This is a genomic window from Marivivens donghaensis (assembly GCF_030410045.1).
Classification (GTDB): Bacteria; Pseudomonadota; Alphaproteobacteria; order Rhodobacterales; family Rhodobacteraceae; genus Marivivens; species Marivivens donghaensis.
In genome coordinates, this window is sequence record NZ_JAUFRA010000004.1 from 80,105 (window position 1) to 94,687 (window position 14,583).

Genomic DNA, 14,583 nt, shown 5'->3' on the forward strand with positions numbered 1-14,583 from the left:
GTTAAACTAAATTTTCTGTTGGTCCAAGGCCTCCATACAGGGGATTGACCTCTCGTTGCAAACCTTATCGGCTGATATAGGCGGTATTTAAGTCATAGCGCTTGCAACCGTCCGCTTCGCGCTGCACATTTTACCAAACGATCAAAGAGGGTCCTATGTCGTTGCTCGATCATGCCAAAGCCGTTCGCGAAAATGCCTATGCGCCCTATTCCAATTTTAAGGTAGGCGCGGCGGTCCAGACAGCGAGCGGGACGATCTATACAGGCGTCAACGTTGAAAATGTCGCCTACCCCGAAGGCACCTGCGCCGAAGCGGGCGCTATTGCGGCCATGTGTGCGGCGGGTGACCGCAAGATTGTTGAGGTCGCGGTGATCGCCGATAGCCCAACCCCTGTGACGCCTTGTGGCGGATGCCGTCAGAAAATTGCAGAATTTGCGCAGCCTGACACGATCGTGCGGATGTATACGACGGGTGGGGCGCAGCTGGATATGACCGTGGCGCAGTTACTGCCTGGTGTGTTCACCGCAGATCATATGGCCAATACCTAAAATGGACGCCCGCGCAATCATTGCCAAAGTTCGCGACCGCCAGTCGCCTACGACCGAAGAGCTTCGGTGGTTTGCCAATGGGCTTGCCTCTGGCGCGGTGTCGGACGCGCAGGCGGGGGCCTTTGCGATGGCGGCGCTGTTGAATGGGCTGGGCGAAGAGGGGCGGATTGCTCTGACGCTCGGTATGCGCGATTCTGGTGATGTGCTGAAATGGCGGATGGATGGTCCAGTGATGGACAAACATTCGACGGGCGGCGTCGGGGATTGCGTGTCGTTGATCCTCGCACCAGCGCTGGCGGCCTGTGGTGTGTTGGTTCCGATGATCTCTGGTCGGGGGCTGGGGCATACGGGCGGCACATTGGACAAAATGGAAGCCATCCCCGGTGTGACGGCCCAGATTTCCGAGGCAGAGTTGCGCCGCATCGTGGCCAAGGTCGGCTGTGCGGTCGTAGGTGCCACGGGGTCAATCGCGCCAGCGGACAAGCGGCTCTATGCGGTGCGGGACGTGTGCGCGGCGGTGGAAAGCGTCGACCTGATCACCGCGTCGATCCTGTCCAAGAAATTGGCGGCAGGGCTAGAGGGGCTGATCCTCGACGTGAAAGTCGGCACGGGTGCGTTCATGAAAACGCCAGACGAGGCGCGGGCCTTGGCGCGGTCGTTGGTGGATACGGCGAACGGGGCAGGGTGCCCGACGGCCGCGATGATCACCGATATGAACGAACCGCTCGCGCCGACATTGGGCAATGCTCTCGAGGTTGCGACGTGTTTGGAGGTGATGGGCGGTGATCGGCTCGCGGCACCTCGGCTCTTTGATCTGACGGTCGCGCTGGGCGGGCGGCTTTTGGCGCTGGCTGGCGGGGCCGAAGGTGAGGGCGAAGAGAAAATCCGCGCTTCGATCGAAAGCGGTGCCGCGATGGATCGCTTTGCCCAGATGGTGTTCGAGATGGGCGGACCGCCCGACATGGATAAGGACTGGCGCACCCATTTGCCTAATGCGCCGATTGTGGTTCCTGTGCCCGCGCCCGAGGCTGGAATGGTCTCTGGCTGGAATGGTCAGGCACTTGGCCTCACCGTTGTAGGATTGGGCGGCGGACGTCAGGTTGAGACGGATAAGGTCGATCCTGCGGTCGGTCTGTCGGCTGCGATCCCGCTGGGTCGTGAGGTGCAAAAGGGCGATCCGATTGCCTTTGTCCACGCGCGGCGAGACGACGATGCGGTGCGTGCGGTGGCCGAGGTTCAAGCGGCGGTATCGATTGGCGGGACGGACCCTGATCACCCCTTGGTGCATGAAAGGATCGACCCATGAGCCGTGCGTTTCTGGTCGTGATCGACTCTGTCGGGATTGGTGGCGCGCCCGATGCGGACAGCTATTTCAACGATGGGCGGCCTGATACGGGCGCGAATACCGTTGGCCATATCGCGCAGGCGATGGCGGCGGCGGGGAAACCGTTGCAGGTCGGGACCTTGGATGCGCTGGGATTGGGCGCGGCGTTGCGGTTGGCCTCTGGACTAGAGGTCGAAGGTCTAGGCGCTGACCCCGTGGGCGCGTGGGCCGCAGCGAGCGAGGTGTCCAAGGGCAAAGATACGCCGTCAGGTCACTGGGAATTGGCGGGCGTGCCTGTGCCGTGGGACTGGGGCTATTTCACAGACCACGAGAATTCGTTCCCTGAGGCTGTGATTGCCGAGGTCTGTAAGGTTGCGGGCGTTGATGGGATTTTGGGCAATTGCCACGCCTCTGGCACCGAAATCATCGCCCGCCTTGGGGCGGAGCATCTGCGGACGGGCTATCCGATCTGTTATACCTCTGCTGACAGCGTGTTTCAGATCGCAGCGCATGAAGAGGCGTTTGGTCTAGAGCGGTTGTTGGACCTCTGTAAAGGCATCGCGCCGATGCTGCACGAGATGAAAATCGGGCGCGTGATTGCGCGGCCTTTTGTAGGTAAGGTCGGCGCCTTTGCCCGCACCGCAAACCGCAAGGATTTCGCGATTGAACCGCCTGCGCCGACACTCTGCGATTGGGTGCAGGGCGCTGGGCGGCATGTCTACGCCGTTGGTAAAATTGGAGATATTTTCTCTATGCGGGGCATCAATGAGGTTCGAAAGGGCCGCGATGATGTGCTGATGGGGCATCTGTCCGATCTGGTCGATGAGGCGGTTGATGGATCGCTGACCTTTGCCAATTTGGTCGAGTTCGACAGCGAATACGGGCACCGTCGGGATGTGGCAGGATATGCGGCGCACCTTGAATGGTTTAGCGTTAAACTAAATGAGATTTTGCCGCGACTGCGTGAGGGCGACCTGCTGGTTGTCACCGCCGATCACGGCAATGATCCGACATGGACAGGCACCGATCACACCCGTGAACGAGTGCCCGTTTTGATCCACGGACTTGGGCCGCGCGCGCTGGGGCACATCGGGTTCTCCGACGTGGCCGCGACGATTGCCGCCCATCTGGGTGTTCCCGCCCAAGGCACAGGAAAATCAGTGATATGAGCTATAAATCCACCCCAAAGGTCGAGCTTCACCTCCATTTCGAAGGGGCTGCACCACCTGATTTCATTCGCCAATTGGCGTTTGAACAAAAGGTCGATTTGTCCAAGATTTTCAATGAGGACTGCAGCTATAAATACCGCGACTTTGACCATTTCCTTGAGGTCTATGAGGCGGCGACCTCGGTTCTGAAAACACCAGAGCATTTTGCGCGGCTCTGCTCTGCGGTGCTAGAACGCAGCGCGGAAAACGGTGTGGTCTATTGCGAGACGTTCCTGTCGCCCGATTTCTGCGGTGGCGCGGATGTGAGCGCGTGGCGCGAATATTTGCACGCGATTGAAGAAGCGGCGGCGAAGGCTGACCGCGACATGGGCATTACGCTGCGTGGGATCGTGACGCCGATCCGCCATTTCGGACCTGAACAGGCGAAAAAGGCGGCGCTCTGTGCGGCTGAGACGAAGGGTGACTTTATCGTCGGGCTTGGCATGGGTGGGGCAGAGATGATGCACCGCCCTGGTGATTTCGCTTATTCGTTCGATATGGGCCGCGAGGCTGGGCTGCGGCTGACCTGTCATGCGGGCGAATGGGGTGGGCCAGATATGGTGGCTGACACCATCCGCGATCTAAAGGTTGAACGCATTGGCCACGGCATCAACGCGATCAAGGACCGCAAATTGGTGGACGATATCGCTGAGGCGGGGATCGTTCTGGAGGTCTGTCCAGGGTCGAACGTGTTCCTCGGCGCGTCGGGCCAGTGGGCGGATCACCCGATCAAACCGCTCCGCGATGCGGGCGTTAAGGTCACCGTGTCCACCGATGACCCGCCGTTTTTCCACACCACTATGACCAAAGAATACGACATGCTGGCCCAGACTTTTGGCTGGGGTGACGACGACTTTGCCGAATTGAACAAGACCGCGATTGAGGCTGCGTTCTGCGATGCAGCCACCCGCGACATCATCATCAAACGATTGGAGACTGCCCAATGACCGACCATCTGACTGTTGTGGATCACCCGCTGGTTCAACACAAACTGACATTGATGCGCGAGTCCCGCACGTCCACGGCGCAGTTCCGTCAGTTGCTGCGCGAAATTTCCCTGCTGCTGGCCTATGAGGTGACGCGCGGGCTGCCGATGACCACGCGGACGATTGAAACACCGATGTGCAGCATGGAGGCCCCGCAGATCGAGGGTAAGAAGCTCGCGCTGGTGTCGATCCTGCGGGCGGGCAACGGGTTGCTGGACGGTATTCTAGAGCTGATCCCTGCGGCACGTGTGGGCTTTGTCGGGCTTTATCGTGATGAGGAAACGCTGCAGCCTGTGCAGTATTACTTCAAAGTGCCAACCCAGCTAGAGGATCGCACGGTGATTGTCGTTGATCCGATGTTGGCGACGGGGAACTCTTCGGCGGCGGCGATTGACCTGATCAAACAGGCGGGCGCTAAGGATATTCGGTTCCTCTGCTTGCTCGCTGCACCCGAAGGGGTTGAGCGGATGAAGGAAGCGCATCCTGACGTTCCGATCGTGACAGCATCGGTAGATGAGCGTCTGAATGACCATGGATATATTGTTCCGGGTCTAGGGGATGCGGGTGACCGCATGTTTGGCACAAAATAATGGGCGCAAACTAGCGTTAAGCGGGTGCAGACTCTTTACAGGTTCACCGATCTGCGGCATTGTCACCGTTAATTAATGGGGACATTCATGTCGGATTTTCGTTTTATTGCAGCTGTCGTTGTTGGTCTTGCCGTTCAATCGCAAGGCGTACTGGCCGATACACTTCCTGCGGAAATCCCACCCGCGTCCTTTACGGGTAACCAATACGTCGACAGCAAGGGCTGTGTGTTCATTCGTGCGGGCCTTGCGGGGTCGGTGAATTGGGTGCCGCGTGTAAACCGTGATCGCAAGCAATTGTGCGGGTTTGAACCGTCGATTGGGGGTCGCGTTGCGTCACCGCTGCCTGCGGATGTGCCGATCATCGGTGTGAGCGAACCGACGACCACTGTTGCGGCTGCGGCGCCTGCTGTTGTGGCACCTGCTGCGACCCGTGATCCGATCCAGACTGTTGCGTCGATTGGCGTGTCCCCGCGTGTCGTCGCGCCTGCACCTGGGCCCGTCGTTGCGACGCCGCAAGTGACACGGCCAGAGCCGCGCCGTGTGACCTTGGCTGAGATTTGTCAGGGGCAGAGTGGGATTTTGGCGGGCTATGTGAACGCAGCAAACGGTCAACCGATCAACTGCGGTCCAGCGCGTCCTGTCGCGGTTGCCACTGTCGCGCCGACAATGGTGCCTTCGGTAGGAGCGTCTGCCTGTCCGTCGATTGGACAAGCCTATCTGACGGGCGGCGCGGGCATGACTGTCCGCTGTGGTCCGCAGACCCAAACCATTTCGCGCTACAGCAACCGCGTTCCAGCGAGCAATCCGATTGCGGTCAACACCACCGCGGCAAGCGGCGTATCGACAACGACCTATGTGCCGCGTCAGCCTGCCATGGCTGCGCCTGTTGTCTCGGTCCCGACCGTGACCGTTCCCGCCCCCGCTGTGCGGTCGAGCGGCTGCAATTTTGACAGCGTGAGTGCGCAATATGCAGGGGGCGCTGGCGTCCGCTGCACCCCGCAACAACAGTCCCCATCGGCCAGCCGTTATGTGACGAGCGCTGTGGGTGTGGACGCGACACGTGCGACTTCGATGGTGACGGGGAGCGGGTTGTTCGGGCCTGTTGTGCCCGCATCGAACCCAGTGGGCGTGAGCAGCGTTGGACCTTACTCTCCACCCGAAGGGTATATCGGCGCGTGGACGGACGGTCGTTTGAACCCGCAGCGTGGTTTGACTAGCTACTAAGCCGCAGGGATTAGTTCCCACAGATCCCTTGCAACGCGACCCAATCGCCATCTGACAAGATCAGTGGCGCTTGAGATGGGTCCACCGGATCGGCCTCGATTAGGTCGAGCGTGCGTTCCCCTGTGATGTCCAAGGCAAAAGCGAAGGGTTTCGTGGAAACCTCTGCGTCAGCGAAGGCCTTGATCAGGCTATCGGTCGAGATGGGTGGGGTTTTGTCCGTGACGGCGATTTCGGCATAATCGCGCAGGGTCGCGCTGCTCATGTCGCCTGTTGTCAGCAGTTGGAAAGTCGCCTGAATGCCCGAGGTTTTCATCAGGTGCCCCAATGGGTCGTCGGACTGACGCGCCAATTCGGCGGCGATTAGGAACCCTGTGGGGACGCCCGGGTCCTCGTAATCTTCGACGAGGGCGCGGTTCATCAGGATGATCCCGCCAGGCAGGGCGAGGGTGGTTGCGATGCCTTCGGGGACAATGAGCACACGCACATCACTGTCAGCGCCCAATGCGCGATCTTTGAGCCGTTCGAGGGCTTGGATACCACGAGGGCTGCGGCAGACGGAGCCCGTCAGTCGCTGCACATGCCCCAAGAGCGTCGCGCCAATCGACGCGCGGCTAGCTTGAGACACCGCAGAGAGCGTGTGAGTGCGCAGCGCGGAGGGCAGCCACAGAACGCCCAAGGCCAGCACCGCAGCGATGGAAAAGGACAGGCCCGCACCGCGCAGACGCCCCGGTTTCGGACGGCGTTTGGAGAGCGCTTTGCGCACCTTTTCAATCGCTTCGATCATCAGTTCGTCGTCGATTTCCAGCGTTTCATCACCGCTGTCGTCGGGCGCAAAGAGGGCAGGCACTTCGTTAGGGTTCAGCCGTTCAATCGCGGGGAGGGACCAGTGGGTCAGAGGCCGATTGGCCGTATCGCGGATGATCAATGTGGCATCGCCAAAGCACACAGCCACCTCGCGGCGCTGTGCCTGTCCGTCGGCCCGCCAAAGGCCCAAACTTTCTAACCGAGTATACTGTTTAAGTGCTGTCATCTGCTCTTATTCTATTTTGCGTCACTTTAACCTGTCCCAGCGATATTGGATAGGGCGGACAATCGGACAAAATTTGATCAAATATGTCGCTAGGGGACAAGTCAGGTCGTTTTAGGTTTTGCATAACCCTAGCAACAGTTTGAGGGATATTTATGACTGCACTCTCTGCCTCATCGCACAACCGCGCTGGATTGGCCGCCTTCCTGATCATGTCCGCAATGGCGTGGTTCGGTTTGATTGATAACTTCGTACGTTTGGTCGCCGAAGAGGCAGGGTTGTGGCAGTTCCAATTGTTGCGCGGTGTGGTCGCATTGGCGGGATTGGGCGCGATTTCGTTGGTGACGGGCTATAGCCTCAAACCCAAGCGGCGGCGGAATGTCTATGCGCGCTCTGTGGTGTCATCGGGGGCGCTGGTTCTGTACTTTGCCTGCCTCGGCATCATGCCCATCGCCCAAGCCGTTGCGGGTCTCTTTACCTCTCCGATCTGGGTGATCCTGATTTCGGTGGTGTTCTTTGGCGAAAAGGTCGGGCCACGGCGCATTTTTGCGGTGGTGATCGGCTTTACCGGTGCTGTTTTGGCCTTGGGCGGCGGGGCAGGGGAGCTGTCATTGGTCAGTCTGCTGCCGATCCTTGCGGGGGCGGCATATGCCATGGGGAATATGGCGACGCGCCGTTGGTGCGAGGGCGAAACGACGCTTTCGCTTTTGACGGGCTACACGGTGATGATCACGATCTGGGGCGCGGTTGGGCTAATGATTGTGACGTGGATGGCGGTGCCGGATGTGGGTGGCCCTGCGGGTTATGTGACCCGTGGATGGGTTGCGCCCGTGGGGATGTTCCTCGGCCTGATCGTTTTGCATGGCTTTGGGTCGCTCTTGGGCGTGGGGCTGACCATTCGGGCGTATCAAGCCGCAGACGCCACATTCGTATCGGTGTTTGAAAACACGCTTCTGGTCTTTGCGACGATCTGGGCGTCGATCCTCTGGGGCGAATTTCCGACACCGCTGATGATTGTGGGGCTGATCATGATTGCGACCTCTGGGGTGATCATCGCGATCCGTACAGACTCGCCCCCGATGGCAAGAACCGATAACATCGTGGAATGATAATTTCCCACGGTCGTCGCTATATCTTTGTCCATATCCCGAAAACTGGGGGCACCTCCATGGCGCTGGCGCTTGAGGCGCGGGCGATGGCGGATGACGTGTTGATTGGCGATACACCCAAGGCGATCAAGCGGCGGCGTCGGTTGCGCGGGGTAGAGGTGTCAGGGCGTCTGTGGAAGCATTCTCGCCTCGCCGATATCGAAGGATTGGTCACGCGCGAGCAGATGGCGGAGTATTTCACCTTTACGCTGGTGCGTAACCCTTGGGATCGGATGGTGAGTTATTACCATTGGTTGCAAGGTCAGAAGTTCGAGCATCCCGCTGTGACACTGGCAAAGACCACGGATTTCACGGGGTTCATGGCCCATCCGCATACCCATGCGAGCCTCAAATCATCGCCCTTTGACAGCTACATGCGGGATACCGCAGGGGTTGAGCATTGCAACGCCTACATCCGGATCGAACATTTGGGGGAGGATTTGGCGGGTTTGTCAGATCACCTTGAATTTGTGCCAGAAATTCCCGTGGTGAACACGTCAAAGCGCGAAAAAGATTGGCGCGGATACTACGACGAATCAACCAAAGCGGTCGTGGAATCGCTCTGCGCTGCGGACATCGAACGCTTTGGATATCGGTTCGGTTGTTGAGGGATTTCGGTGAAATCCTAGGGTGCGCCCCCAGTATTTTCGCATATCCCCGAACAATGCCCCAATTAAACCATGATCCGTCCCAAACTCTGACGCGGGAATAGGTGAATTCTTCTTTAACGGGAGTGCAGAAGGTGCTCCGACCGCGAAGGAAGACGCAAATGTATGCTTGGAACGACAAAAGCTGGACAAACGCCCATGCCGCTCTCGGCCATGATGCGACCCTTTCCGATGTAGATCACGGGATGCTGGCTGGCACCCGCGTTGCGACCGCGATGGGCTGGCGTCGGGTTGAGGCGATCTGCGAAGGCGATCAAGTGCTGACCTTTGACGGTGGTTTGCAGACCGTTGTGGCGGTGCGCCGTCAGGTGATCTTTGCTGGTGAAACCGCAGCGGCTATTGAAGACTGGCCGATGTTGGTTCCCGCTGGTGCACTGGGCAACCGAGAAGAGATGCGTATCCCCGCCCGTCAGGCTGTTCTGATCGAAAGCGATACCGCCGAGGACGTGTTCGGTGATCCCTTTGCGCTGATCCCTGTAGCGTCTCTCGAAGGCTTCCGTGGCATCACACCGTCCCGCCCTGCCGACCGTATCGAAATCGTTACCCTGCACTTTGCTGGCGACGAGATCGTATTCGCGAACACAGGTGCATTGTTCTACTGCCCCAAAGCGACTGACATCCTGTCGGATCTCTTTGACAAGGGTGAGCCGTGCTATTCGGTGCTGTCGCAAGAGCAAGCCGATCTGTTGGTCAGCTTCCTTGAACTCGAGAGCGAAACCTATGGTTCGGTCGCTCCGACGCGCGCCCATCTGGCGGCCTGAGTCGAAGCTGTAGGGCGCCGACACAGCTGATATTCACTCTAAAGGTGCGCTAATCTGAATATTCGCGCACCTTTAGAGTGTATTTCGTCAAAATATCGACAAATTCACCGAGATTTGCATTCAAAAGGATAGGGTATCTTAAACCTTAGGTAATTTTGATATATCCACGCGGTCAGCAGATAATGCTATGTTGTTTCGCTGGAGTTTCGAATGGGTTTCCTGTTTCTACTGTTGGGTGCTGCGGCCGCAAGTGGTCTCGTGCTCCCTGAGCTATTGGGGCAGACAGACGGTGATAATGCACCGGCTGACGAGCAAACCGACGACCTCGCGGCGACTACTGATCTTTCCAGCTTCTTTGACGATCTGATCACGCTGACCAACGAAGGCAGCGCTGATGGCGGCGAAGGTGACGATACAATCGTTGCTGAAACCAACGACGACGAAGATGACTACACCAACGAAGACGTGGTCTACAGCTTTGACATTAGCGGTGGCAACGGCAACGACGACATCACCCTAGACGGCGCGGCAGAGCAGGACGGTCTGGACAGCACCAACACCGTCGATGCGGGCGCAGACGACGACACTGTGGTGCTTAAGGGCGATTTTGGGTCGCATGTGGATGAGCTCGACCTCGGCGCGGGCGACGATAGCGTCACACTGGGCTACGGTTCGATCGTTGAGAGCCTGACCTTGGGCGCGGGTGCGGATGTGGTCGTGATGGGCGACATCGCGACTGAGGCTACGATTGAGGACTTTGATCCCGAAGAAGACGTTCTCGTCTTTGATCTGGGTCTGACCCACATCACCGAAGACAACATCGACGACTTCCTTGGCTTCAAAGAGGACGACGACGGTCTGATGGTCACTGTGACCGACGACTGGAGCGGCGAGATTTATTCGATGGTCTACCTCAAAGGTCTGACCATGGCGGACGTTCCCGCGCTGACCTTCGCTTACGCATAAGCAGAAAGTTTTCAGATAGAGAAAGGGCGGGGAATTTCCCCGCCCTTTGTTGTTTTAGGCTGCTTGCTCTGCAGCGAAGCGGTTGTAGAACTCTTGGCCCTTATCCGCCATTTCACGCAGCAACGCGGGGCAGGCAAAGCGGTCGCCGTAGGTTTCGGTCAATTGATCACAGACCTCTGCCGCATAAGGCGTGCCGATGATGTCGAGCCAGCTGAACGGACCGCCAGACCACGGAGCAAAGCCCCAGCCGAGGATCGCGCCCACGTCACCTTCGCGGATGTCTTCGAGAACGCCTTCTTCGAGCGCGCGGACCGCTTCTAGGACCTGAGCGAAGAGCAGGCGGTGCTGAACCGTGTGTAGGTCTGGCTGTTCGTCGGCCACAGGGTATTGCGCGGCGAGGCCCGTCCAGAGGCCCTGACGTTTGCCTTTCTCGTCGTAGGCATAGAAACCAGCCGCGGATTTGCGACCCAGACGGCCTTCGTCGGCCATCCAGAACAGAACCGCGTCCACAGCGCCATCGGGGTAGGCGTCGCCCATTGCGGCTTTGGTTGCTTTGGCGATTTTGACGCCGAGGTCGATGGAGGTTTCATCCACCAACTGCAGCGGGCCGAGCGGCATACCGACCAGTTTCGCGGCGTTTTCGATCAGTGCAGGTTCAACCCCTTCGGCAACCATGCGGATGCCTTCGTTGATGTAGGGGATGATGCAGCGGTTCGCGTAGAAGAACCGAGCGTCATTGACCACGATCGGGGTTTTACGGATCTGGCGCACGTAATCGAGAGCCTTAGCCACGGCGCGTTCGCCTGTTGCTTTGCCCTTGATGATCTCAACGAGCATCATTTTCTCGACGGGCGAGAAGAAGTGGATGCCGATGAACTGCTCTGGACGCTTGGATGCCTTCGCCAGCATCGAGATTGGCAGGGTCGAGGTGTTGGAGGCAAAGATGCAATCCTCGCCCACGGCGGCCTCAACCTTGGCCGTCACGTCAGCCTTTACGGTCGGGTCTTCGAACACAGCCTCAATAATCAGGTCACATCCAGCAAGCGCCGCATAGTCGGTGGTCGCGGTGATCAGCGACAGAACCTGTTCTTTCTTCTCTGGCGTGGCTTTGCGTTTGGCGATGCCCGCGTCCATGTATTTCTCGGTGTAGGCCTTGCCACGGTCAGCGGCCTCTTGGGTCGCGTCGATGAGCACAACCTCCATGCCTGCCTGCGCAGAGACGAGCGTGATGCCTGCGCCCATCATGCCCGCGCCGATCACGCCGAGTTTTTTGACCTTCTGGTCCTCGACCTTCGGACGGTTTGCGCCCTTTTCTAGCGCTTCTTTGTTGATAAAGAGGCTGCGGATCATCGCGCCAGACGACGGGTTCATCAGAACGTTGGTGAACCAACGGGCCTCGATTTTCAGAGCGGTGTCAAACGGCACCATTGCGCCCTCATAGACGGCAGAGAGCATGGCCTTGGCGGCAGGGTAGACGCCTTGGGTCTTGCCATTCACCATCGCAGAGGCACCAACGTAAGTCATGAAGCCTGCGGGGTGGTAGGGCGTGCCGCCCGGAATTTTAAAGCCCTTCTGATCCCATGGTTTCACGAGATCAGCGTCTTTGGCCTCTAGCACCCATGCCTTGGCTGCGGACAAGAGGTCCTCAGCAGGCACCACTTCGTCGATGACGCCAGCGGCCTTGGCTTTCTTAGGATCGTTCAGTTTGCCCTCAAGCAACAACGGCGATGCTGCCATCGCGCCGAGCTTGCGCGACAGGCGTGTGGTGCCGCCAGCGCCCGGGAAAATACCGACGAGGATTTCAGGCAGGCCGATTTTGGCCTTTCGATTGTCCGCCGCGAAAATACGGTGGGTGGCCAGTGGCAGTTCGAGGCCAATGCCAAGAGCGGTGCCGGGGAGGGCTGCTGCCGTCGGTTTGCCACCCTTCTGGGTTTTCGGATCCATCCCTGCGAGTTCGATTTTGCGCAGGATCGCGTGCATCTGCATGGTGCCTTCAAAGAGGCCCTTGGCGGGATCATCGCCCGCGCTCTCTTTCATCTTGGCGATGACGTTGAGGTCCATGCCGCCTGCAAAGGTATCTTTGCCAGAGGTGATTACGATGCCTTTGACGGCTTCGTCGGCATGGGCCTGATCGATAAGATCAGAGAGATGCGCCAGCCCTTCGAGGCTCAGCACGTTCATGGATTTGTTGGGAACGTCCCACGTGATTACGGCAACGCCATCGGCGTCTGTGGTCATGGTGAAATCGGTCATGGTCTTACCTCCCTCAGACGCGTTCGATGATGGTTGCTGCACCCATGCCGGATGCGATGCACAGGGTGGCGAGGCCAGTGCCCTTGCCCGTACGTTCAAGTTCATCGAGCAAGGTGCCGATGATGATCGCGCCTGTCGCGCCCAATGGGTGACCCATCGCAATCGAACCGCCGTTGACGTTCACGACCGACGGATCAACGTTGAACGCTTGCATGAAGCGCAGGACGACCGAAGCGAAGGCTTCGTTCACTTCGAACAGATCAATGTCAGAGATCGACATGCCGCTGTCAGCGAGGATCTTTTCGGTCACAGGAACAGGACCGGTCAGCATGATCGTCGGATCGGTGCCGATTTTCGCGGTGGCGCGGATGCGGGCACGCGGTTTCAGGTCGTACTTTTCGCCGAACTCTTTGTTGCCGATCAGGACACCAGCCGAGCCGTCCACGATGCCTGATGAGTTCCCTGCGTGGTGGATGTGGTTGATCCGCTCAAGATGCGGGTATTTCATCAGGGCCACTTTATCAAAGCCCGGCATCACCTCGCCCATGTCCTTGAACGACGCCTTCAGCGCGCCGAGCATCTCTGCGGTCGTGCCAGGGCGCATGTATTCGTCGTGGTCGAGGATGGTGAGACCGTTTTGGTCGATCACAGGCACCACGGATTTGGCAAAGCGGTTGTCGTCCCATGCAGCCTTTGCGCGGCGCTGAGATTCCACAGCGAGCGCGTCTGCGTCTTCACGGCTAAACCCGTATTCGGTGGCGATGATGTCTGCCGAAATGCCTTGGGGGACGAAATAGGTGTCCATCGCGATCGAAGGATCAACAGCAATCGCAGCACCATCGCTGCCCATCGCAACGCGGCCCATCATTTCAACGCCGCCCGCGATATAGGCCATACCCGCGCCGCCCTTGATCTGGTTTGCAGCAAGGTTCACGGCTTCCATGCCAGAGGCGCAGAACCGGTTGATGGCAAGGCCGGGGATCGATTGGTCAAGGTCAGAGGCCAAAACTGCAGTGCGCGCCAAACAGCCGCCCTGTTCGCCAACTTGGGTCACGTTGCCCCAGATCACGTCTTCAACCGCGTGACCATCAAGGCCATTGCGGTATTTCAGTGCGTTCAACACATTTGCCGACAAACGGGCCGAGGTCACTTCGTGCAGGCTGCCGTCTTTGCGGCCCTTGCCCCGCGGAGTTCGGATCGCGTCGTAAATATAGGCTTCGGTCATTCAGTCCTCCTCAGGCCGCAGGAAATGCGCGGCGCATCAAATCGTATGGGTGTTTCCAACCGGGCAGAGCCGCAATGCGGTCGAGCCAACGGTCGATATTGGGATAATCCTTGCGCTCGAACCCAAAGGGTTCGGGGTAATAAAGGTAAGCACAGCAGGACAGATCAGCATTGGTGATCGTGTCGCCCACGATCCAATCACGTCCCTCAAGGTGCGCCTCTAGCGTTGCGAAAGCCGCCTTTAGTCGACCGCTGACAAAAGCGATGACCTCTTGCGGGCGTTTGTCCTCGGGTAGGAAATTCATCAGGAACCGCAGCATCCCCGCTTGGGACGAGAATTTGTGGTTGTCCCACAAAACCCACCGCAGAATTTCAGAGGCCTCGCGGTCGTTCGCGCCACCGAATTTGCCTGTCACTTTTGAGAGGTGATCCAAAATCGCGCCCGATTGGGTCAGCACCAGATCGTCATCCACATAAACGGGGCATTCGCCCATTTCGTTCACGGCGCGGAACTCTGGGCTGCGCGACCCACCTGCGAAGAAATCAACAAAAATGGGGTCCCAATCGACCTCGGCCAAGGTCAGGGCCAGCGCCACTTTGTACGAATGGCCGCTCTCCCCAAAACAATAAAGTTGTTTGGTCACTGTCTCATCCTC

Annotated in this window: 14 protein-coding genes; 10 read left to right on the forward strand and 4 right to left on the reverse strand. The window is 58.6% G+C overall.

Annotated elements, in window-relative coordinates; translation table 11 throughout:
* The first annotated feature begins 155 nt into the window (after positions 1–155).
* From QWY83_RS03860 to QWY83_RS03885, 6 genes are all read left to right on the forward strand, one after another.
* Positions 156–548, forward strand: coding sequence for a cytidine deaminase (locus QWY83_RS03860; protein WP_105235506.1), 393 nt, complete (start codon positions 156–158; stop codon positions 546–548).
* 1 nt (position 549) lies between these two features.
* Positions 550–1,854: a thymidine phosphorylase gene (locus QWY83_RS03865; RefSeq protein WP_249946501.1), complete on the forward strand. Its 1,305-nt coding sequence runs from the start codon at positions 550–552 to the stop codon at positions 1,852–1,854.
* The gene (locus QWY83_RS03870) at positions 1,851–3,041 is read left to right on the forward strand and encodes a phosphopentomutase (RefSeq protein ID WP_249946500.1); all 1,191 of its coding nucleotides are present in this window, start codon (positions 1,851–1,853) and stop codon (positions 3,039–3,041) included. Before QWY83_RS03865 ends, QWY83_RS03870 begins: the two co-directional genes overlap by 4 nt.
* Positions 3,038–4,027 (forward strand): adenosine deaminase, encoded by a 990-nt coding sequence (locus tag QWY83_RS03875; protein WP_249946499.1) that lies wholly within the window; start codon positions 3,038–3,040, stop codon positions 4,025–4,027. Before QWY83_RS03870 ends, QWY83_RS03875 begins: the two co-directional genes overlap by 4 nt.
* Positions 4,024–4,656 (forward strand): uracil phosphoribosyltransferase, encoded by a 633-nt coding sequence (gene upp / locus QWY83_RS03880; RefSeq protein ID WP_067549546.1) that lies wholly within the window; start codon positions 4,024–4,026, stop codon positions 4,654–4,656. The genes QWY83_RS03875 and upp overlap by 4 nt, the downstream gene beginning before the upstream one ends.
* A gap of 87 nt (positions 4,657–4,743) precedes the next feature.
* A complete protein-coding gene (locus tag QWY83_RS03885; RefSeq protein WP_249946498.1) occupies positions 4,744–5,880 on the forward strand; it encodes a hypothetical protein in 1,137 nt (378 codons plus the stop codon).
* 10 nt (positions 5,881–5,890) lie between these two features.
* Here QWY83_RS03885 and QWY83_RS03890 read toward each other — a convergent pair whose 3' ends face one another.
* On the reverse strand, positions 5,891–6,910 hold the full coding sequence (locus QWY83_RS03890; RefSeq protein WP_249946497.1) for a hypothetical protein: 1,020 nt from the start codon (positions 6,908–6,910) through the stop codon (positions 5,891–5,893).
* A gap of 152 nt (positions 6,911–7,062) precedes the next feature.
* Between QWY83_RS03890 and QWY83_RS03895 the strand changes: the two genes are divergently transcribed.
* From QWY83_RS03895 to QWY83_RS03910, 4 genes are all read left to right on the forward strand, one after another.
* The gene (locus QWY83_RS03895) at positions 7,063–8,016 is read left to right on the forward strand and encodes a DMT family transporter (protein WP_249946496.1); all 954 of its coding nucleotides are present in this window, start codon (positions 7,063–7,065) and stop codon (positions 8,014–8,016) included.
* Positions 8,013–8,663 (forward strand): sulfotransferase family 2 domain-containing protein, encoded by a 651-nt coding sequence (locus QWY83_RS03900; RefSeq protein ID WP_249946495.1) that lies wholly within the window; start codon positions 8,013–8,015, stop codon positions 8,661–8,663. Before QWY83_RS03895 ends, QWY83_RS03900 begins: the two co-directional genes overlap by 4 nt.
* A 161-nt stretch (positions 8,664–8,824) precedes the next feature.
* Positions 8,825–9,484 carry a Hint domain-containing protein gene (locus QWY83_RS03905; RefSeq protein WP_249946494.1) on the forward strand — a complete coding sequence of 220 codons (660 nt, stop codon included), beginning with the start codon at positions 8,825–8,827 and terminating at the stop codon, positions 9,482–9,484.
* Positions 9,485–9,694: 210 nt separating this feature from the next.
* Entirely contained in the window at positions 9,695–10,450 is a 756-nt protein-coding gene (locus QWY83_RS03910; protein WP_249946493.1) for a hypothetical protein, read from the forward strand.
* A 54-nt stretch (positions 10,451–10,504) separates the two neighbouring features.
* Here QWY83_RS03910 and QWY83_RS03915 read toward each other — a convergent pair whose 3' ends face one another.
* The 3 genes from QWY83_RS03915 to QWY83_RS03925 are packed head-to-tail and all read right to left on the reverse strand — an operon-like array spanning position 10,505 to position 14,571.
* Entirely contained in the window at positions 10,505–12,703 is a 2,199-nt protein-coding gene (locus QWY83_RS03915; RefSeq protein ID WP_249946492.1) for a 3-hydroxyacyl-CoA dehydrogenase NAD-binding domain-containing protein, read from the reverse strand.
* 13 nt (positions 12,704–12,716) lie between these two features.
* Complete coding sequence (locus tag QWY83_RS03920) at positions 12,717–13,928, reverse strand: acetyl-CoA C-acetyltransferase (protein WP_249946491.1); 1,212 nt, start codon at positions 13,926–13,928, stop codon at positions 12,717–12,719.
* 10 nt (positions 13,929–13,938) lie between these two features.
* On the reverse strand, positions 13,939–14,571 hold the full coding sequence (locus QWY83_RS03925; protein WP_249946490.1) for a glutathione S-transferase family protein: 633 nt from the start codon (positions 14,569–14,571) through the stop codon (positions 13,939–13,941).
* Between the last annotated feature and the right edge of the window lie 12 nt (positions 14,572–14,583).